The sequence below is a fragment of the Caballeronia sp. 11_S32 genome, from assembly GCF_056930355.1.
This window is the reverse complement of sequence record NZ_JBXOWH010000003.1, coordinates 2,590,082-2,609,118: the sequence shown is the minus strand read 5'-3', so window position 1 is coordinate 2,609,118 and position 19,037 is coordinate 2,590,082. Positions and strand designations below refer to the sequence as shown.

Here is a 19,037-nt window from a genome sequence, read left to right as displayed (position 1 = left end):
CATTCTAGCGGAACCGGACGTCGCGGCGCACGGTCACGAGGTCGCGGTTTTCCCGCAGTTTCGTTCGCAGTTTCGTTCGCGGTTTCATTCGCGGTTTCATTCGATAAGCGGCAAAAGAAAACGCCATCGACCGGAATCGATGGCGTTCTTTTACTGCTGCCGTTTCACCAGAGCGAACCGGCTCGCGCGAGCGCGCTTAGTGGATGCTCTTGCTGGTTTCCACCTGCTGCATCGGCGTGGTGTCGACCGGGGCGAGCGGCTTGCGCTCGCGCGGCACGCGCACTGGCGCCGGCACGCGCGCGGCGGCGGCGTTCGCTTCACGCAGCTTGCTCTCGTCGGTATTGACCCAGACCAGGCCGGCGCGCTCCAGCATCGGCTGAAGGGCTTCGGCGGCGATCGGCGTCGACGTCGCGGGTGCTGCGGGCGCGGCGGCCTTCACCGGCTCCGCAACGACGGCGGTGGGCTCCTCCGCAGCCACGGGCGCCTGCGCTTGCGCGCGCTCGACCGGCTTCACGGGCTCGATGGCGGTCGCCTCGGGCGTCGGCGCGACGGCGGCGGTTTTCACCGGCTCGGCGGCTTCGGCCGGCTCAGCCGCGACAGGTTCGACGGGCGTCGCGACAGGTTCCACGGGCGTCGCAACCGCCTCGACGGGCTTCGCAACCGCTTCGACGGGCTTCGGCTCTTCCGTCGGGATAGGTGCGACGTGCGCGAACGGATCGGCTGCCATCGTCTCGACGACCTTCGGCGTCGGGCCGAACGGATTCTCGACCGCCGGCGACGGAGCGAGCTTGGCGAAGAGATCGAACGTGGCCGGCTCCGGCGTTTGCGCCTTCGGTTCGAACGGCTCGGCTTCGGCGGCCTTCGCAACCGGTGCTTCTTCGGCTGCGGCGGGCGCCTGCTGCGCGGCCTCGACCGGCTGAGCGACCGGCTGTGAAACCGGCTGTGAAACCGGCTGTGAAACCGGCTCGATAGCAGGCTGCTCGATCGGCTGCGGTGCGGCAGGGCGGGTTTCGCGACGCGCTGCCGCTTCCTGCGCGGCTTCGGCGTCGAACACGCCGGCTTGCGCCGAAACGCTTTCCGCCGCGCCTTCTGCTTCCGCGACGTCGGCCGCGTGATTCACCGTCATGCCTTCCTCGTCGCGCTCGCGACGGCCGCCGCGACGGCCACGGCGACGGCGGCGACGCTCTTCGCCGTCACGCGCGCTTGCGGCCTGATCCGCCAATGCGGCGTCGATGCCGGCCTGTTGGGCGGCGTCGGCATTGGCTTGCGCCGCTTCGACGATCTCCGACGGCACCGTTTCGCCTTGCGTCAGCGCCTCGACGGCTGCGTCCGGCTGCGGCTTGCGGCGCTCGCCACGTTCAGCGCGTTCGGCACGTTCGGTGCGCTCACCGCGTTCCGCGCGCTCGCCACGATCCGGGCGCTCCCGGCGTTCCTGACGCTCGGCCGCTTCCGGACGCGCGGCGCGTTCGACGTTGCGATCGCGGGATTCGCGCGGCTCACGTGCTTCACGCGGCTCGCGTGCCTCGCGGGGTTCGCGCGCTTCACGCGGCTCACGAGCCTCACGCGGTTCACGGACTTCGCGCAACTCGCGTCCCTCGCGACCTTCGCGTCCGCCACGGGCTTCGCGATCCTCACGGCGCGCGCCCGGACGGCCCGCGCCATTGCCACCCGTTGCCGCGCCCGCTGCGACGCCTTCGCGTCCGGCGCCACCGCTGCGACGATTGCGGTTGCGATCGCCGCCGCCAGTGCGTTCGCCGCGCTCACGCGGAGCGCGCGTGGCCGGTTGCGCCTCGACGGGCGCCGGAGCCGGTGCCGGTGCAGGCTGAATGCCGAACAGGTTCTTGATCCACGCAATGAAACCGCCGCTCGCCGGCACGGGCGCCGGAGCCGGCGCGGCCTCTACAGGCGCGGGCTTGACCGGTGCGCTCGGCGCCGGCTTCTCGGGCGTGATGCCCTTCACGGCGGCTTCCTGCTTCGGCTTCACCTCTTCGGTGCGCTTGCTGTAGCCGGTTTCCGATTCGAGTTCGCTCGCCGCTTCGACGGCCATCTTCCACGACGCGCGCGGATCGTCGAGGCGCGCATCGTCGTGACGCAGGCGCTCGAGCTTGTAGTGCGGCGTCTCGAGATGCTTGTTCGGGATCAGAACGACATTGACCTTGAAGCGCGACTCGATCTTGTTGATTTCCGAACGCTTTTCGTTCAGCAGGAAGGCGGTCACCTCGACCGGCACCTGGCAATGGATCGCCGCGGTGTTTTCCTTCATCGCTTCTTCCTGAATGATCCGCAGCACTTGCAGCGCGGACGATTCGGTATCGCGGATATGACCCGTGCCGTTGCAGCGCGGGCAGGTCACGTGGCTGCCTTCCGAGAGCGCCGGACGCAGACGCTGACGCGAAAGCTCCATCAGGCCGAAGCGCGAAATCTTGCCCATTTGTACGCGCGCACGGTCGTGCTTGAGCGCGTCTTTCAGGCGTTGCTCGACTTCGCGCTGGCTCTTGGCCGATTCCATGTCGATGAAATCGATCACGATCAGGCCGCCCAGATCGCGCAGACGCAACTGGCGCGCGACTTCGTCTGCTGCTTCGAGATTGGTGCGCGTCGCGGTTTCCTCGATATCCGCGCCCTTGGTGGCGCGCGCCGAGTTCACGTCGATGGCGACGAGCGCCTCGGTGTGGTCGATCACGATCGCGCCGCCGGAAGGCAGCGGCACCGTGCGCGAGTACGCCGTTTCGATCTGATGCTCGATCTGGAAGCGCGAGAAGAGCGGCACGTCGTCGTGATAGCGCTTCACCTTTTGCAGGTTGTCGGGCATCACGATATCCATGAAGGCGCGCGCCTGATCATGGATTTCGGTCGTGTCGATGAGGATTTCGCCGATATCCGGCTGGAAGTAGTCGCGGATCGCGCGGATGACGAGGCTCGATTCGAGATAGATGAGCATCGGCTGACCGGCGACGCCACTCTGCGACGCGGCTTCGATCGCCCGCCACAGCTGCATCAGGTAGTTCAGGTCCCACTGGAGCTCTTCCGCCGAACGGCCGATACCCGCCGTGCGCGCGATGATGCTCATGCCCTCCGGCAGTTCGAGCTGCGCCATGGTTTCGCGCAGTTCCTGCCGCTCGTCGCCCTCGATGCGGCGCGACACGCCGCCGCCGCGCGGGTTGTTCGGCATCAGGACGAGGTAGCGTCCGGCCAGCGAGATGAACGTGGTCAGCGCCGCGCCCTTGTTGCCGCGCTCTTCCTTCTCGACCTGAACGATGAGTTCCTGGCCTTCGCGCAGCGCATCTTGAATGCGCGCGGAGCGCATCTCGACGCCGTCGCGGAAATACTGGCGCGCGACTTCCTTGAACGGCAGAAAGCCGTGGCGGTCCTCGCCGTAGTTGACGAAGCAGGCTTCGAGCGACGGCTCGATGCGGGTGACGACTCCCTTGTAGATATTGCCTTTGCGCTGTTCGCGCCCGGCGGTTTCGATGTCGATGTCGATGAGCTTCTGCCCATCGACGATGGCGACGCGCAATTCTTCTTGCTGCGTCGCGTTAAACAGCATGCGTTTCATGAAACGGCTCCAGAGCGGCTCCGCCTTCCTCCATCGAGCGAATCGGCGCCGGTGACCGGTAGGTCACGCGCGCGAAGCGGGAAGGTGGGCGTGCCACGCTTTTTTGTGTGTTGTCACAAAGCACGCTGGAGCGGGACTTCTGGCGGGAGAATTGCCGAATGCAGGCGCAGGCCCGAAACGGGGCGGCCGCGCCTTGGGGCACATGCGAAGCAACTGAGAGACGCCTGAGAGCCGCGCGGCTCGTGGCAAGGATGAACGGCGGCGCGGCGGCTCGCGCGTCTCAAAATGGACGCGCTGAACCGGCCCGCGCTCTTGCAAAGAGCCTGATTCCTCCCAACGGCGGCGGCGGGGAAGAGCGGTCTCGCGCAAACCGGCGCGATGCTTCGTGACCGATCCTCTTCGCTGCCATGCCGCGCCGGCGCGGCCGCGGGCTCGATTGCTCCCGTCGGCTCGCGGCCGTGTGTCTCGCCTCATTGCGGCGTCGTCGCGCTTCGCAGAAATCAGCGCAGCAGCGGTGTCGCCGTCAGTTGTTCGCAAAACCGGCGAGCTTCGATTTGCCTTTTTCTCCCGCGCGATGGCAGGACCGAAACGGGCAGGCATCCGGTTGATCGCCGGGCGCCGTCGCTTCTCGCCGATAAAATTCTTTTTGACCAAAAATCCGTTACCGACCGGCGATCGACTCGACCGAACGCGCCTGTGGGCTCCGTCCCTGCCGGTGATATCGCCGTGCGTGCAACTCGCTGCTCTCGATTTTCCGGGTGAGCAACCGACCTTGGGCGCAAGTAAAATAATGGTTTATCGCTTGCACCTATACAGTCTGATCAATCTCGGCCGTTGCTTGATCCTAAGCGTCGACCTTTTCAGGCTGTTCGCAAATTATATTCAGAATGAATGAGTTAGGCAAAACATCCCATAAACAGATCGCAAGCGAACAGGTGTCGATGATCGAAGTCGATGAGACTGCCGCCGGTCAGCGGATCGACAATTTCCTGTTGCGCGTCTGCAAGGGCGTCCCGAAGAGCCATATTTACCGGATTCTCCGCAGCGGTGAAGTGCGCGTGAACAAGGGCCGCATCGATGCCGCGTACCGGCTCGAGCTAGGCGATCTGGTGCGCGTGCCGCCTATCCGCATCGCCCGGCAGGACGAGGCGCCGGTGTCGTCGAATGCGCCCGCCGCGGAATTTCCGATTCTCTTCGAGGACGACCATCTGATCGTCATCGACAAACCGTCCGGCGTCGCGGTGCATGGCGGCAGCGGCGTCGCCTTCGGCGTGATCGAGCAGTTGCGCAATGCGCGGCCGCACGCGAAATTCCTCGAACTGGTGCACCGGCTGGATCGCGAGACCTCGGGCGTGCTGATGCTCGCCAAGAAGCGTGCGGCGCTCGTCGATCTGCATGAGCAGATCCGCGAAAATCGCGTCGACAAGCGCTACTACGCGGTCGGCCACGGCGACTGGCTCGCCGATTGGGGCCGCCGGCGCGTCGTGAAGGCGCCGCTGCACAAATATGTCGCGGCGGACGGCGAGCGGCGCGTGCGCATCCAGGAAAACGGGCTGCCGTCGCATACGGTCTTCAATCTGATCGAGCGCTGGCAGGACTACGCGTGGGTCGAGGCGGAGCTGAAAACCGGCCGCACGCACCAGATCCGCGTGCACATGGCGAGCATCGGCCTGCCTATCGCGGGCGACGCCAAGTACGGCGACTTCGCGCTGAACAAGGAACTCGCGCGTCCGAGCGCGAAACCGTCGCTGAAACGCATGTTTTTGCACGCGTATCGGCTGAAGATCACGCATCCGGCGACGGGCGCGCCGCTGCAACTCGAAGCGCCGCTGCCCGTCGAATGCAAGCGTTTCATCGAGCAACTGAAAACCCGAGAGACAGAATAAATGGCGCGGCAGCAATTCGATCTGATCGTTTTCGACTGGGACGGCACGCTGATGGATTCGACCGTCCATATCACGCGCAGCATTCAGGCTGCGTGCCGTGACCTGGGCCTGCCGGTGCCGGCCGATGAATCGGCGAGCTATGTGATCGGGCTCGGCCTGAAGGACGCGCTGCAGATCTGCGCGCCGACGCTCGAGCCGTCCGATTACCCGCGCCTCGCCGAGCGCTATCGCTTCCATTTCCTGACGATGGGCCAGCACACGGAGCTTTTCGTCGGCGTGCGCGAGCTGCTTCAGGAATTGCGCGATCTCGGCTATTTCCTCGCGGTGGCGACGGGCAAGAGCCGCGTCGGGCTGAATCGAGCGCTGGATCAGTCGCGGCTGACGAGCCTCTTCGACGGCACGCGCTGCGCCGATGAAACCTTCTCGAAGCCGCATCCCGCGATGCTCCAGGAGCTCACGCGCGAGCTCGGCCAGGATCTCACGCGCACGGTGATGATCGGCGACACGACGCACGACCTGCAAATGGCGATCAACGCGGGCGCGGCGGGCATCGGCGTGGGCTACGGCGCGCATCCGGCGGATTCGCTCGCGGCGCTGCAGCCGAAGTTCTGCGCGGACAGCGTCGCGTCGCTCGCCGGCTGGCTGCGGGAGCACGCATGAGCGAGCCGCTGCAGGATGCGGTGCGCGTGTGCGCGGCGGACGAACTCGTCGACGGCGGCGCGGGCGTGCGCCTCGACGCAACGGAGGCGAGCGGCGATGCGGTCGTCTTCTTCGTGCGCTACGACGGCCGGCCCTACGGCTATCTGAACCGCTGCGCGCACGTGCCGATGGAACTCGACTGGAACGAGGGTCAGTTCTTCGAAAGCTCGGGCCTATACTTGATGTGCGCGACGCACGGGGCGATCTACGAGCCCGACACCGGCAAATGCGTCGGCGGACCGTGCCGCGGCGCGCGGCTGCGGCCCGTGAAAGTCGAGGAGCGCGATACGCCGGAAGGCCGCGCGATCTTCTGGCTGCCCGACGAAGCGCTGCGTCCCGCCTGATCCCTCTTCATACCCACTGACCACGCATGTCCGACAACTTTCCGCCGCGCGGCAACGACAACTGGGAGCGCGAGGCGCTCGAACGCATCGCCATGGCCGCCATTCGCGAGCAGCGTGCCGCGCGGCGCTGGCGCATTTTCTTCCGCTTCCTGTTCCTCGGCGTGATCGCGCTGATCGCGTGGGGCGTGTTCGATTTCACCGGCGACCGCGTCGCGAAGGCGGGCAAGCACACCGCGCTCATCGACCTGCAGGGCGAAATCTCCGCGAACAGCGATGCGAGCGCCGACAACATCGACGCCGCGCTGCAAAGCGCCTTCGAGGACGAGAACACGGCGGGCGTAATTCTGCGCATCAACAGTCCGGGCGGCAGTCCGGTGCAGGCCGGCATCATCAACAGCGAAATCCGGCGGCTGCGCGTGAAGTATCCGAAGACGCCGCTCTACGTCGTCGTCGACGATATGTGCGCGTCGGGCGGTTATTACGTCGCGGCGGCGGCGGACAAGATTTACGTCGACCGGGCGAGCATCGTCGGCTCGATCGGCGTGCTGATGGACGGCTTCGGCTTCACCGGCCTCATGGAAAAGCTCGGCATTCAGCGCCGGATGCACACATCGGGCGCGAACAAGGGCGCATTCGACCCCTTCTCGCCCGAAACGCCGCAGATGACCGCGCACGCGCAGGAAATGCTCGATCAGATTCACACGCAGTTCATCGACGCGGTGAAGCTCGGGCGCGGCAAACGTCTGAAGGACGACCCGGAACTCTTCTCCGGCATGTTCTGGACGGGCGCGAAGAGCGTCGAACTCGGTCTCGCCGACGGTTTCGGCGACGCCAGCTACGTCGCGCGCGAGATCATCAAGCAGCCGGATATCGTCGATTACACGCAGAAGGAAAGCATCAGCGAGCGCGTGGTGAAGCGCTTCGGCGCGTCCGTCGGCGATGCCGCCGTGCGCGCGCTCACGCTCGGCGGCAAGCTCCAGTTGCGCTGACCCTTACGACGCCAGCAGCAGGAAAATCGCCGGGCGCTTGTGAAGGTCCGGCGCGGCCTGCTTCTTCCAGTCCGCCGCTGTCCGCGTGACGATGGTCTCGCCCGGCAGCGTCAGATCCACCGCGACGCAGATCAGCGTCGACGGTGCGCAGGCGGCGATCAGCGTGTCGAGCATCGCCCGGTTGCGATAGGGCGTCTCGATGAAAATCTGCGTCTGATTGGCCTTGCGCGACAGTTGCTCCAGTTCGCGCAGGCGCTTGCCGCGCTCGCTGGCGTCCACCGGCAAATAGCCGTTGAACGCGAAGCTCTGGCCGTTCATGCCCGAGGCCATCAGCGCGAGCAGAATCGAACTCGGACCGACGAACGGCACCACTTTCACGCCGCGCTGATGCGCGCGCCGCACGAGCAGGGCGCCTGGATCGGCCACGGCGGGGCAGCCGGCTTCGGAGACGAGACCCGCGTCGGTGCCGGCGAGAATCGGCGCGAGCAGCTTGTCGATTTCGGCGGGCGGCGTGTTGACGTTCAGCTCGCGCACCTCGATTTCCTGGATCGGCCGTTCCGTGCCCACTTTTTTCAGAAACGCGCGCGTTGTCTTCGCGTTTTCGCCGATGTAGTACGCGAGCGCCGCGGCCTGCGCGCGCACCGGCTCGGGCAGCACGTGCGCGAGCGCGGCGGCGTCGCCTTCGCCGAGCGTATTCGGGATCAGATAGAGAACGCCGCTCATGCCGCCCCCAGAACCGGATAGCCGGCGTTCGCGAGCATGCCGCTCAGCGCGATCAAGGGCAAGCCGATGAGTGCGGTCGGATCGTCGGATTCGATCGCTTCCAGGAGCGCGATGCCCAGGCCTTCCGCCTTCGCGCTGCCGGCGCAGTCGTACGGTGTCTCGGCGCGCAGATAAGCCTCGATCTGCGCGTCCGAATAGCGGCGAAAGCGCACGCGGGTGACGATATCGGCGGATTGCGCGTCGCCGGTGCGGCTGTCGAACAGACACAGCGCACTGTGGAATTCGACGCTGCGGCCACGCATTGCCTGAAGCTGCGCGAAGGCCCTTTCGTGCGTGCCCGGCTTGCCGATCTGCTTGCCGTCGAAGGTCGCGACCTGATCGGAGCCGATCACGAGCGCGCCGGCTTCCGCTTGACCGTCGATGCGCGCTGCCGCGGCGCGCGCCTTGGCGATCGACAGCCGCACGGCCGTCGCTTCGGGTGTTTCGCCGGCGAGCGGCGTTTCATCGATGTCGGGCGAGACGGCATCGAACGGAATGCGCAGGCGTTCGAGCAATTCGCGCCGATAAGGTGAACTCGACGCCAGAACCAGGCGCGGCGGCTTTTTTGGGGCTTCGGACATAAAGCGGATCAGCAAAAATGAGTGTAAAAACGACAGGTGGCGGGCAAGCCCTTAAGTATTTGACTCGAAAGAATAAAGCCGATATGATTTTGGGCTTTTCATCGGTACGTGCGTAGCAGGAGCTCTCTATGCGATGCCGATGAACCCCGGTGGAAGCGGCTTGCAGGCGCGCAAGGCGTTACGAAGCACGAATGCGCAAGCACAATTGCACAAGCATGAATGCCGAAGCACGAATGCCGGCTCGATGCAAATTCGGGCAAGCCACGCCTGCTGTTATACGGCGCCGCGGTGCATACTGAACGCTCACCCACCGGAAGCACTAACCAAGCAAGGCCAAGCAGGAGCGCACATGACTCAGAATCCTGGCAAACCTGCGAGCCCCGCCGATCCGCGCGCGCTCGACATTTACGATTTCGCCAAGAGCGGCAGGCAGGCGGCCGGCGCGCTGCGTGTGTCGCAGATGCCGCGCATGTTAGCCGAAGTCCCGGCAGATGCGCCAGATGGCGACGCCGTGTTCACGTGGCAGGGCGAGGGCTCGACCCAGCCGGAGCTGCAAGACGACGGCACGGAAGCGCCGCAGCCTTACCTGCGCCTCGCGGTGCACGGTTCGGTGTGGCTCACGTGCCAGCGCTGTCTTCAGTCGTATTCGCAGCATCTCGATGTCGATGCAACCTATCGGATCGTGGCGACGGAGGAAGAAGCGGACGAATTTCCGCTCGACGACGATGAAGTCGAAGTGATCGTGGGCTCGCGCCAGTTCGATCTCGTCGACTTGATCGAAGAGGAACTGCTGCTTTCCTTGCCGCTCGTGCCGAAGCACAACGTGTGTCCCGAGGTCCACGAAAGCTTGCTTCCGGGCGACGCGGACGACGAGTCGGATGAAAGCGGTGCAGCGGAAGAGGAAGAAAAGCCGAATCCGTTTGCCGCGTTGGAGAAGCTCAAGCAGGGCGGCCCCGGCGGCAAGAAGCACTGAAATGATTTTGTAGCACGCAACAAACGGTAGCGCGATGTGCGCACCCGATGGCCGAACGGCCGAGGGCTGTCGGCGGATCGGGCTGTGTTAGAATTCGCAAAATTTTTCTGGAGTAATCATGGCAGTTCAGCAAAACAAGAAGTCGCCGTCGAAGCGCGGCATGCACCGTTCCCACGACTTCCTGACGGGCGCTCCGCTGGCCGTCGAGCCGAGCACGGGTGAAGTGCATCTGCGCCACCACGTGAGCCCGAACGGCTACTATCGTGGCAAGAAAGTCGTCAAGACGAAGAACGACTAAGCGTTCATCGACGCTTGATGCGCTTGTCGGAACCGTTTCGCGGTCACGCGGGCGCAGCTTGCTCTTGACACTTTCCCGGTACGACGAGAAGGCGGCATTTCACTGCCGCTTTTTTGTGCCCGAAATTCGTCGCGTTCCATGACTGTAAAGATAACCATCGACTGCATGGGAGGCGACCACGGTCCGGCCGTGACCGTTCCCGCTGCCGTCAATTTCGTGCGCTCGCATCCCGACGCACACCTGATGCTCGTCGGTATCGAGCAGGCCATCCGCGCTCAGCTCAAGAAGTGCAAGGCGCTCGACGAGGCCCGCCTGAGCGTCGTTCCCGCAAGCGAAATCGTCGCGATGGACGACCCGGTCGAGGTCGCGCTGCGCAAGAAAAAAGATTCGTCGATGCGCGTCGCGCTCAACCTCGTGAAGGAAGGCGAGGCGCAGACCTGCATTTCCGCCGGCAATACCGGCGCGCTCATGGCAGTGTCGCGCTATGTGCTGAAGACGCTCGCCGGCATCGAGCGCCCGGCGATTGCTTTCGCGATGCCGAGCCAGAAGGGCTACACCACCGTGCTCGACCTCGGCGCGAACGTCGATTGCGAGCCCGGGCATCTGCTGCAATTCGCCGAGATGGGTCACGCGCTCGTATCGGCGATCGAAGGCCGCGAGCGGCCCACCATCGGCCTGCTCAACATCGGCGAAGAAGTCATCAAGGGCAACGAAACGATCAAGCGCGCCGGCGAGCTCCTGCGCGCGAGCACGCTCAACTTCTACGGCAACGTGGAAGGCAACGACATCTATAAAGGCACGACGGACGTCGTCGTGTGCGACGGCTTCGTCGGCAATGTCGCGCTGAAGACTTCCGAAGGTCTCGCGAAGATGCTCGCCGACATGATCAAGGAAGAGTTCAGCCGCAACTTCGCTTCCAAGCTGATGGCGCTCGTCGCGCTGCCCGTGCTCAAGCGTTTCAAAAAGCGTGTCGATCCCGCGCAATACAACGGCGCGGCTTTGCTCGGACTGCGCGGACTCGTCATCAAAAGTCACGGCTCGGCCGAGGCCTTCGGGTTTGAGTGGGCTATCAAACGCGGGTATGATGCCGTCAAAAATGGCGTGCTCGAACGCCTGGTGCGCGCGATGGAAGAAAATGCGCCCGCCGCGCGCGACGCCGAGGCGAACGCGCCCCATGCATCGGCTGCGGCAGACGCATCGGTCCAGCCGTCCGCGTCGGAGCCCGCTTCACCGCCCAACTCGCAGCCGAACCCGCCGGACGAGTCCGGTACTGCGCTACATTCGAAGGCATAATGGCTCAATCCAATCTTTACTCTCGCGTGCTGGGCACCGGCAGCTACCTGCCATCCGAGCGCGTCACGAATCAGGACTTGGCGGACCGTCTCGCCAGGCAGGGCGTCGAGACGAGTGACGAATGGATCGTCGCGCGCACCGGCATTCATGCGCGTCACTTCGCGGCTCCCGATCAAACCACGAGCGAGCTCGCGCTCATCGCATCGCAGAAGGCCATCGAAGCGGCGGGCGTCGATCCGCAATCGATCGACCTGATCATCGTCGCGACTTCGACGCCGGACTTCGTGTTTCCGAGCACGGCGTGCCTGCTGCAGAACAAGCTCGGCATCAAAAACAACGGCGCCGCCTTCGACGTGCAGGCCGTGTGCTCGGGCTTCGCCTACGGCGTCGCGACCGCCGACAGCTTCATTCGCAGCGGCCTGAACCGCACGGCGCTCGTCGTTGGCGCGGAAACGTTCTCGCGCATCCTCGATTTCAACGATCGCACCACCTGCGTGCTGTTCGGCGACGGTGCGGGCGCGGTCGTGCTGCAGGCATCCGAAGAGGCGGGCGTGCTGTCGAGCGCGCTGCACGCGGACGGCAGCTATTCCGACATTCTCTGCACGCCGGGCAACGTAAACGGCGGCGTGGTTCAGGGCAGCGCATTCCTGCACATGGACGGCCAGGCGGTGTTCAAGCTCGCGGTCAACGTGCTCGAAAAGGTCGCGCTGGAAGCGCTCGACAAGGCAAAGCTCACGCCGGAAGACATCGACTGGCTGATTCCGCATCAGGCCAATATCCGCATCATGCAGAGCACGGCCCGCAAGCTGCATCTGCCGCCCGAGCGCATGGTGGTCACCGTTGGCGAGCACGGCAATACGTCGGCGGCATCGATTCCGCTCGCATTCGACGTCGCAGTGCGCGACGGCCGCATCAAGCGCGGCGACAACGTGCTGATCGAAGGCGTGGGCGGCGGCTTCACGTGGGGCGCGTCGGTCATCCGCTACTGATTCGCCGATCGAATCCCTCTACCTATTCGTAACTGATCCCTCTTCATCGCTGACCCCGCGCGCTGCCCGAGCGCGCGGTCCATGAGGACATCGCGGATCATTCCAATCAACGAGGACGATATGAAATTTGCGTTCGTTTTCCCCGGACAGGGCTCGCAATCGATCGGCATGCTCAATGCATTCGCCGATCACGCCATCGTGCGCGAGACCGTGCAGCAGGCCTCCGACGCACTCGGCCAGGACCTCGGCAAGCTGATCGCCGAAGGTCCGGCGGAAGAGCTGAACCTGACGACGAACACGCAGCCGGTCATGCTGACGGCGGCGTACGCGATCTACCGCGTGTGGGAAAAGGAAACGGGTTTGAAGCCTGCGCTCGTCGCGGGCCACAGCCTCGGCGAGTACACCGCGCTCGTCGCGGCGGGTGCGCTCGCGTTCGCGGACGCCGTGCCGCTCGTGCGCTTTCGCGCGCAGGCGATGCAAAGCGCCGTGCCGGTGGGCGAAGGCGGCATGGCCGCGATCCTCGGTCTCGATGACGACACGGTGCGCGCCGTGTGCGCCGAAGCCTCGTCGGCGGGTGTGGTCGAAGCCGTGAACTTCAATGCGCCCGCGCAAGTGGTGATCGCGGGTTCCAAGGCCGCTGTCGAGAAGGCGTGCGAAGTGGCGAAGGCGAAGGGCGCGAAGCGCGCGCTGCCGCTGCCGGTTTCCGCGCCGTTCCACTCGTCGCTGCTCAAGCCCGCGTCTGATCAATTGCGCGACTATCTCGCCAAGATCGAGATCAAGGCGCCGCAGATTCCGCTGATCAATAACGTCGACGTCGCCGTGGTCGCCGATCCCGCCGCGATCAAGGACGCGCTGGTGCGTCAGGCCGCCGGTCCGGTGCGCTGGGTCGAGTGCGTGCAGGCGATGGCGAAGGATGGCGTAACGCACGTCATCGAATGCGGTCCGGGCAAGGTGCTCGCGGGTCTGACGAAGCGCATCGACGGCAATCTCGTCGGCGGCTCGATCTTCGATCCGGCTTCGCTCGAAGAAACGCGCAAACTGATCGCTGCGTGATCGTTGCGTGATCGTTGCGTGATCGTTGGTTAAGGAACTGAATATGAGCCTCGAAAATCAAGTAGCAATCGTCACGGGCGCGTCGCGCGGCATCGGGCGCGCAATCGCGCTCGAACTCGCGAAGCAGGGCGCCACCGTCATCGGCACCGCGACCAGCGAAAGCGGCGCGGCCGGCATCAGCGAAGCGTTGCAGCAAGCGGGCGCGAAGGGCCGCGGCGCGGTGCTGAACGTCAATGACGACGCCGCGGGCGACGCGTTCATCGACGGCATCGTGAAGGAATTCGGCGGCTTGAACATCCTCGTGAACAATGCCGGCATCACGAAGGACCAGCTCGCGATGCGCATGAAAGACGACGAGTTCGACGCTGTCATCGACACGAACCTGCGCGCGGTCTTCCGCCTGTCGCGGGCCGTGCTGCGCCCGATGATGAAGGCGCGTGGCGGCCGCATCATCAACATCACGTCGGTGGTGGGTTCGTCGGGCAATCCGGGTCAGGCGAATTACGCGGCCGCCAAGGCCGGCGTCGCCGGCATGACGCGCGCGCTCGCCCGTGAAATCGGCAGCCGCGGCATTACCGTGAACTGCATCGCGCCGGGCTTCATCGACACCGACATGACCAAGGTTCTGCCCGACGAGCAGCGCACCGCGCTCACCGCGCAGATCCCGCTGGGCCGGCTGGGCGCGCCCGAAGATATCGCGCATGCCGTGGCATTCCTGGCATCGCCGTTCGCCGGCTATATCACCGGCACGACGCTGCACGTGAACGGCGGCATGTACATGTAATGTCGTAATAGGCATTTCGCCGAATTTCGCTTAATATCCGCGCCGGGACGGGCGCGCAAAATGCTCAAAAGAGCCTCGTGCGCACCGCTCCAGCGCGGCAGTGAAGAATCGATGCATCGCCATCGGCAGCGCTCTTGATGAAGCGCGCCTGGCGGCGGTGCATGGAACTGACGCGCCGTATTTTGCGGGTCCAAACCTGATAAAATGCGCGCACTCGTATTTTTGAACTTTTTTCCCCTCGGAGGGCTGCATGGACAACATCGAACAGCGCGTGAAGAAGATCGTCGCCGAACAACTGGGCGTGGCGGAAGCCGAAATCAAGAACGAAGCTTCGTTCGTGAACGATCTGGGCGCTGACTCGCTCGATACGGTCGAACTCGTTATGGCGCTGGAAGACGAATTCGGCATGGAAATTCCCGATGAAGAGGCCGAGAAGATCACCACGGTTCAGCAAGCGATCGACTACGCTCGCGCGAACGTCAAGGCCTAAGGCCGGACGCGCCGGCGACTCATCGCTGAATCAGTTGATGTTTTGTCGCTGCAAACCGATTTGACAGCCACAGGGCACACAGGGTGGTTTCCTGTGGCCGCTGTGGCTTTTGTTTTTCGTCATTTTATGGATAAGGGGTTACCGTGAGCCGTCGTCGAGTTGTTGTTACAGGCCTGGGGCTCGTGTCGCCTGTCGGCAATACTGTTGCCGACGGCTGGGCCAATCTGGTCGCGGGCAAGTCGGGCATCGCCAATATCACGAAGTTCGACGCAACGAACTTTTCCACGCGTTTCGCGGGCGAGGTGAAGGGCTTCAATATCGAAGACTACATGCCCGCCAAGGAAGCGCGCCATATGGATACCTTCATCCATTACGGCTTCGCCGCGGGCGTGCAGGCCATGCAGGACAGCGGCCTCGAAATCACCGATGAAAATTCGGAGCGCGTGGGCGTGGTGGTCGGCTCGGGCATCGGCGGCCTGCCGATGATCGAAGTCACGCAGACCGAACTGCTCAATCGCGGTCCGCGCCGCATCTCGCCGTTCTTCGTGCCGGCATCGATCATCAACATGATTTCCGGCCATCTGTCGATCCGCTTCGGCCTGAAGGGCCCGAACCTGTCGATGGTCACGGCCTGCACCACCGGCCTGCACTGCATCGGCGAGGCGTCGCGTCTCATCGAATACGGCGACGCCGACGTGATGATCGCGGGTGGCGCGGAAGCGACAGTTTCGCCGCTCGGCATCGGCGGTTTCGCTGCGGCGCGCGCGCTCTCGCAGCGCAACGATGACCCCGCGACGGCCAGCCGTCCGTGGGACACCGACCGCGACGGCTTCGTGCTCGGCGAAGGCGCGGGCGTGATGGTGCTCGAAGAGTACGAGCATGCGAAGAAGCGTGGCGCGAAGATCTATGCGGAAGTGCTTGGCTACGGCATGAGCGGCGACGCGTATCACATGACCGCGCCGCCCGAAGACGGCGACGGCGGCCGCCGCGCGATGGTCAACGCGCTGAAGAACGCGCAGGTCAACGCCGACCAGGTGAACTACGTGAACGCGCACGGCACCTCGACGCCGCTCGGCGACATCGCGGAAACCATCGGCATCAAGCGCGCCCTCGGCGATGCGGCGAAGAACGTCGTCGTGAACTCCACCAAGTCGATGACCGGCCACCTGCTGGGCGGCGCGGGCGGCCTGGAATCGGTGTTCACGGTGCTGGCGATCCACAACCAGGTGTCGCCGCCGACCATCAACATCTTCAATCAGGACCCGCAATGCGACCTGGACTACTGCGCGAACACCGCGCGGGAAATGAAGATCGACGTGGCGGTGAAGAACTCGTTCGGCTTCGGCGGTACGAACGGCTCGCTCGTCTTCAAGCGCCACTGAGCACGGCGCGCTCGTCATCACGGAGTTCGGCATGACGGGCGCGTGCGTGAATCGGCCGCATCGTGACGAAGGCGTCGCGATGCGGCCGTCGCGTTTTCTGCTGGGCGCGATGTTCGCATTTGCGTGCGTCTCCGGCGCGTCGGTATTCCAGTGCGTGCTTGCGCACGCACAGCACGCCGGGCATGCCGCCGTGGCGTGCGCCGCGACGCTTGCGGCACTCGGGCTCGCATCGTATCGATGGATGCGCGCGCAGCCGTCGGCGCTCAGCCTGCACTCGGACGGCCTCACGATCCGCAGCCGAACCGGCGAAATGCGGCACACGCGCATTGCGGGATGCGCGCAATGGAGCGGGCGCCTGCTCGCGCTGACGCTGCTCGATGCGCGCGGACGGCGCGACACGCTCATCGTCGCGGCCGATTCCGTCGATGCCGACACCTTCCGCCAGCTTTCCGTCCAGGCCCGCCGCGCCGCCGCTTCTCACCTGTAACGACTGTAACGGCGCATGAGCGTTCCGGTCGCCTTACAGGCGGTAACGCTACAATAGCCGTCCGCGCAACACCCCAAGTTAAACGGATTTCCCAGGTGAGCGAAAAAGAAATCGACCAATTGCTGGTCGAGCGTGTCCAGAAGGGTGACAAGGCCGCGTTCGAACTGCTGGTCGCCAAATACCACCGCAAGATCATTCGACTGATCTCGCGCCTCGTGCGCGACCCCGCCGAGGTCGAGGACGTCGCCCAGGACGCCTTCATCAAGGCCTATCGCGCGCTGCCGCAATTTCGGGGCGAATCGGCGTTTTACACCTGGCTCTACCGGATTGCTGTCAATACGGCAAAAAACTATCTTGCAACTCAGGGCCGCCGGGCTCCCACTTCTACCGAAGCCGATGCGGAAGAAGCGGAAACTTTCTCCGACGCAGACCAACTAAGGGATATCAACACGCCCGAGTCGATGTTGATGAGCAAGCAGATCGCTCAGACGGTCAATGCCGCGATGGCATTGCTGCCCGAGGAATTGCGCACCGCCATCACGCTTCGGGAAATTGAAGGACTGAGCTACGAGGAAATCGCCGAAATGATGGATTGCCCCATCGGCACCGTCAGATCGAGAATTTTCCGTGCTCGCGAAGCCATTGCGGCAAAATTGCGTCCGTTGTTGGACACTCCCGAGGGCAAACGCTGGTAAGCGGCAAAGCACGGGGCAAGGGCGCGATATCTGGGTTAGTTGGTGTCACTACGGGGTGGGGTCAAAGATGGGGCGCATCATGGGGTCGGTCTCGATGCAGAATCAAACACAAGCGGGTTCGCGCGGCGAGCGCATGTCGGCGTTCGTCGACGGTGAGTCGCTCGACGAGATTGGCAGCGTCAGCCAGTTTCTCGCGGACCTGAAAAGCGACGAACGCGCGGCGTGGTCTGCCTATCACCTGATCGGCGACGCCCTGCGCTCCGACGATCTCGCGGTCAGCCCGGCACGCAGCAGCGCGTTCATGACCGCATTCTCCGAACGTTTCGAAGCCGAAGCGCACGTTCTCGCGCCCGCGGCGTTGCCGGCGGCAGCGGCGAAAGCGCGCGGCAGCCTGCTGCGTCGTCGCGTGATGCCGGCCTTCGCCGTCGCAGCCGCGGCGGCGACGCTGACATGGATCGTCGTGCCGCAGTTGCAAGGCGTGGACAGCCACAGCGGCACTCAGGTGGCGAGCGTCGCACCGGCGGATTCGATGCAGCGTGTCGCGCTGGCGTCGGTGCCGGCGGCGACCACGCGCGCACCGATCGTCGAGGCGAACATCATCCGCGACGCCGATCTGGACCAGTACCTCGAAGCGCATCAGCAGTTTTCGCAGCAGCCTTCGATGCCCGGTTCCATGCCTTTGATTCGCGCGGCGGCTACATCGCAAGGCCAATAAATTAATGCTGAGTGTGCGGTTGAATAAAACAAAATACTGGGGGCGGCTGCCGGCGTTGATGCTTTGTGCGGCCGTATTGTTGACGGCGGTATCGAGCTCATTCGCTCAGGGAGACGATCCCGCCGCCGTTCGCAAGACTGCCGCCAGCCTGCTCAACCGCATTCACGAAGCGGCCCAACAGCAGAACTACGAAGGCACGTTCGTTTATCAGCGTGGCGCGACGGTTCAGTCGTCGCGCATCACGCATGTCGCCACGCGCGGCGACGGCGAATACGAATCGCTCGAAAGTCTCGACGGCGCGCCGCGCAAGATGCTGCGCCACGACGACGACATGTTCACGTTCGTGCCCGAGCGGCATTTGCTCGTGGTCGAACACAGGCAGAACCGCGACTCGTTCCCCGCGCTGCTCTCGACCACCGGCGATCAGGTGCTGACCGTCTACGAGCCGAAGCTTCTCGGCAACGACCGCGTCGCGGGCGTGGACAGCCAGGTGATCGAGCTCGATCCGAAAGATTCCTATCGTTTCGCCTACAAACTCTGGGCCGACTCCAAAACCGGCCTGCTGCTGCGCGCGCAGACGCTCGGTCCGGACGGTCAGGTGCTCGAGCAGCTTTCCTTCTCGCAGGTGCGCATCGGCGGGCCGATCGACAAGGCGCCGATCGCGAACGGCATCCGCAGCACGTCCGGCTGGACCATCGTGCGCCCGCCGGTGCAGGCGGTGGACATGGAAGCGCAGGGCTGGCAACTGGCGCCGAATATCGCGGGCTTCCGCAAGATTCGCGAGCTGCGCCGTCCGATGGCGTCGAGCCAGCAGGGGCAGCCGCCGATTCCCGTCGATCAGGCCGTATTTTCCGATGGCCTCGCCACCATCTCCGTCTTTGTCGAGCCGGTGGAGAAAAATACGCGCAAGGAAGGCGCGGGCAACAGCGGCGCCACGCACGTGCTGGTCAAGCGCCGCGGGGATTTCTGGATTACCTTGCTCGGTGAAGTGCCGCAAGCCACATTGCAGCAATTTGCCTCTACCATAGAATACAAGCCTTCCAAGTAATCCAGATCCCGGC

Annotated in this window: 20 protein-coding genes; 17 read left to right on the top strand and 3 right to left on the bottom strand. The window is 64.5% G+C overall.

Translation table 11 applies throughout. The features are described 5' to 3' along the window. Positions 1-196 precede the first annotated feature (196 nt). Positions 197-3,556 carry an Rne/Rng family ribonuclease gene (locus AC1Z32_RS23870; RefSeq protein WP_483481135.1) on the bottom strand — a complete coding sequence of 1,120 codons (3,360 nt, stop codon included), beginning with the start codon at positions 3,554-3,556 and terminating at the stop codon, positions 197-199. 460 nt (positions 3,557-4,016) lie between these two features. On the opposite strand from AC1Z32_RS23870, the gene AC1Z32_RS23865 reads away from it, so the two are divergent. Genes AC1Z32_RS23865 through AC1Z32_RS23845 form a run of 5 tightly spaced genes read left to right on the top strand, consistent with a single transcriptional unit; the run spans position 4,017 to position 7,474 of the window. Continuing rightward, positions 4,017-4,451 (top strand): hypothetical protein, encoded by a 435-nt coding sequence (locus AC1Z32_RS23865; RefSeq protein WP_483481133.1) that lies wholly within the window; start codon positions 4,017-4,019, stop codon positions 4,449-4,451. Next, a complete protein-coding gene (locus AC1Z32_RS23860) occupies positions 4,444-5,442 on the top strand; it encodes an RluA family pseudouridine synthase (protein ID WP_483481131.1) in 999 nt (332 codons plus the stop codon). Before AC1Z32_RS23865 ends, AC1Z32_RS23860 begins: the two co-directional genes overlap by 8 nt. Further along, positions 5,443-6,102, top strand: a complete 660-nt coding sequence (locus AC1Z32_RS23855; RefSeq protein WP_483481129.1) for an HAD-IA family hydrolase — start codon at positions 5,443-5,445, stop codon at positions 6,100-6,102. It begins immediately after the preceding gene. Further along, positions 6,099-6,485 carry a Rieske (2Fe-2S) protein gene (locus AC1Z32_RS23850; RefSeq protein WP_483481127.1) on the top strand — a complete coding sequence of 129 codons (387 nt, stop codon included), beginning with the start codon at positions 6,099-6,101 and terminating at the stop codon, positions 6,483-6,485. The genes AC1Z32_RS23855 and AC1Z32_RS23850 overlap by 4 nt, the downstream gene beginning before the upstream one ends. Before the next feature lie 26 nt (positions 6,486-6,511). Continuing rightward, positions 6,512-7,474 (top strand): S49 family peptidase, encoded by a 963-nt coding sequence (locus AC1Z32_RS23845; RefSeq protein WP_483481125.1) that lies wholly within the window; start codon positions 6,512-6,514, stop codon positions 7,472-7,474. A gap of 3 nt (positions 7,475-7,477) precedes the next feature. Here the strand turns inward: AC1Z32_RS23845 and AC1Z32_RS23840 are convergent, their stop codons facing one another. Further along, positions 7,478-8,197, bottom strand: a complete 720-nt coding sequence (locus AC1Z32_RS23840; protein ID WP_483481123.1) for an SAM-dependent methyltransferase — start codon at positions 8,195-8,197, stop codon at positions 7,478-7,480. Next, positions 8,194-8,817: a Maf-like protein gene (locus AC1Z32_RS23835; RefSeq protein WP_483481121.1), complete on the bottom strand. Its 624-nt coding sequence runs from the start codon at positions 8,815-8,817 to the stop codon at positions 8,194-8,196. The genes AC1Z32_RS23840 and AC1Z32_RS23835 overlap by 4 nt, the downstream gene beginning before the upstream one ends. 349 nt (positions 8,818-9,166) lie before the next feature. Between AC1Z32_RS23835 and AC1Z32_RS23830 the strand changes: the two genes are divergently transcribed. The 12 genes from AC1Z32_RS23830 (at position 9,167) to AC1Z32_RS23775 (ending at position 19,024) form a co-directional block, all read left to right on the top strand. Further along, positions 9,167-9,790, top strand: a complete 624-nt coding sequence (locus AC1Z32_RS23830) for a YceD family protein (protein WP_483481119.1) — start codon at positions 9,167-9,169, stop codon at positions 9,788-9,790. 118 nt (positions 9,791-9,908) lie between these two features. Beyond that, the gene (gene rpmF / locus AC1Z32_RS23825; protein WP_014191965.1) at positions 9,909-10,088 is read left to right on the top strand and encodes a 50S ribosomal protein L32; all 180 of its coding nucleotides are present in this window, start codon (positions 9,909-9,911) and stop codon (positions 10,086-10,088) included. A 138-nt stretch (positions 10,089-10,226) separates the two neighbouring features. Further along, complete coding sequence (gene plsX / locus AC1Z32_RS23820) at positions 10,227-11,381, top strand: phosphate acyltransferase PlsX (RefSeq protein WP_483481117.1); 1,155 nt, start codon at positions 10,227-10,229, stop codon at positions 11,379-11,381. After that, positions 11,381-12,370 carry a beta-ketoacyl-ACP synthase III gene (locus AC1Z32_RS23815; RefSeq protein ID WP_483481115.1) on the top strand — a complete coding sequence of 330 codons (990 nt, stop codon included), beginning with the start codon at positions 11,381-11,383 and terminating at the stop codon, positions 12,368-12,370. Before plsX ends, AC1Z32_RS23815 begins: the two co-directional genes overlap by 1 nt. Before the next feature lie 120 nt (positions 12,371-12,490). Continuing rightward, positions 12,491-13,423, top strand: a complete 933-nt coding sequence (fabD, locus tag AC1Z32_RS23810; protein ID WP_483481113.1) for an ACP S-malonyltransferase — start codon at positions 12,491-12,493, stop codon at positions 13,421-13,423. A gap of 43 nt (positions 13,424-13,466) precedes the next feature. Then, positions 13,467-14,207 carry a 3-oxoacyl-ACP reductase FabG gene (gene fabG, locus AC1Z32_RS23805; RefSeq protein ID WP_483481111.1) on the top strand — a complete coding sequence of 247 codons (741 nt, stop codon included), beginning with the start codon at positions 13,467-13,469 and terminating at the stop codon, positions 14,205-14,207. Between the two features lie 250 nt (positions 14,208-14,457). Further along, positions 14,458-14,697, top strand: a complete 240-nt coding sequence (acpP, locus tag AC1Z32_RS23800; RefSeq protein WP_004197638.1) for an acyl carrier protein — start codon at positions 14,458-14,460, stop codon at positions 14,695-14,697. Positions 14,698-14,840: 143 nt separating this feature from the next. Next, complete coding sequence (fabF, locus tag AC1Z32_RS23795) at positions 14,841-16,079, top strand: beta-ketoacyl-ACP synthase II (RefSeq protein WP_062606029.1); 1,239 nt, start codon at positions 14,841-14,843, stop codon at positions 16,077-16,079. Positions 16,080-16,110: 31 nt separating this feature from the next. Beyond that, a complete protein-coding gene (locus tag AC1Z32_RS23790; RefSeq protein WP_483481107.1) occupies positions 16,111-16,566 on the top strand; it encodes a protein YgfX in 456 nt (151 codons plus the stop codon). 95 nt (positions 16,567-16,661) lie between these two features. Next, positions 16,662-17,261: an RNA polymerase sigma factor RpoE gene (gene rpoE, locus AC1Z32_RS23785; protein WP_008342103.1), complete on the top strand. Its 600-nt coding sequence runs from the start codon at positions 16,662-16,664 to the stop codon at positions 17,259-17,261. 79 nt (positions 17,262-17,340) lie between these two features. After that, positions 17,341-17,976: a sigma-E factor negative regulatory protein gene (locus AC1Z32_RS23780; RefSeq protein WP_483481105.1), complete on the top strand. Its 636-nt coding sequence runs from the start codon at positions 17,341-17,343 to the stop codon at positions 17,974-17,976. Positions 17,977-17,980: 4 nt separating this feature from the next. Beyond that, the gene (locus tag AC1Z32_RS23775) at positions 17,981-19,024 is read left to right on the top strand and encodes a MucB/RseB C-terminal domain-containing protein (RefSeq protein WP_483481103.1); all 1,044 of its coding nucleotides are present in this window, start codon (positions 17,981-17,983) and stop codon (positions 19,022-19,024) included. Positions 19,025-19,037: the final 13 nt, after the last annotated feature.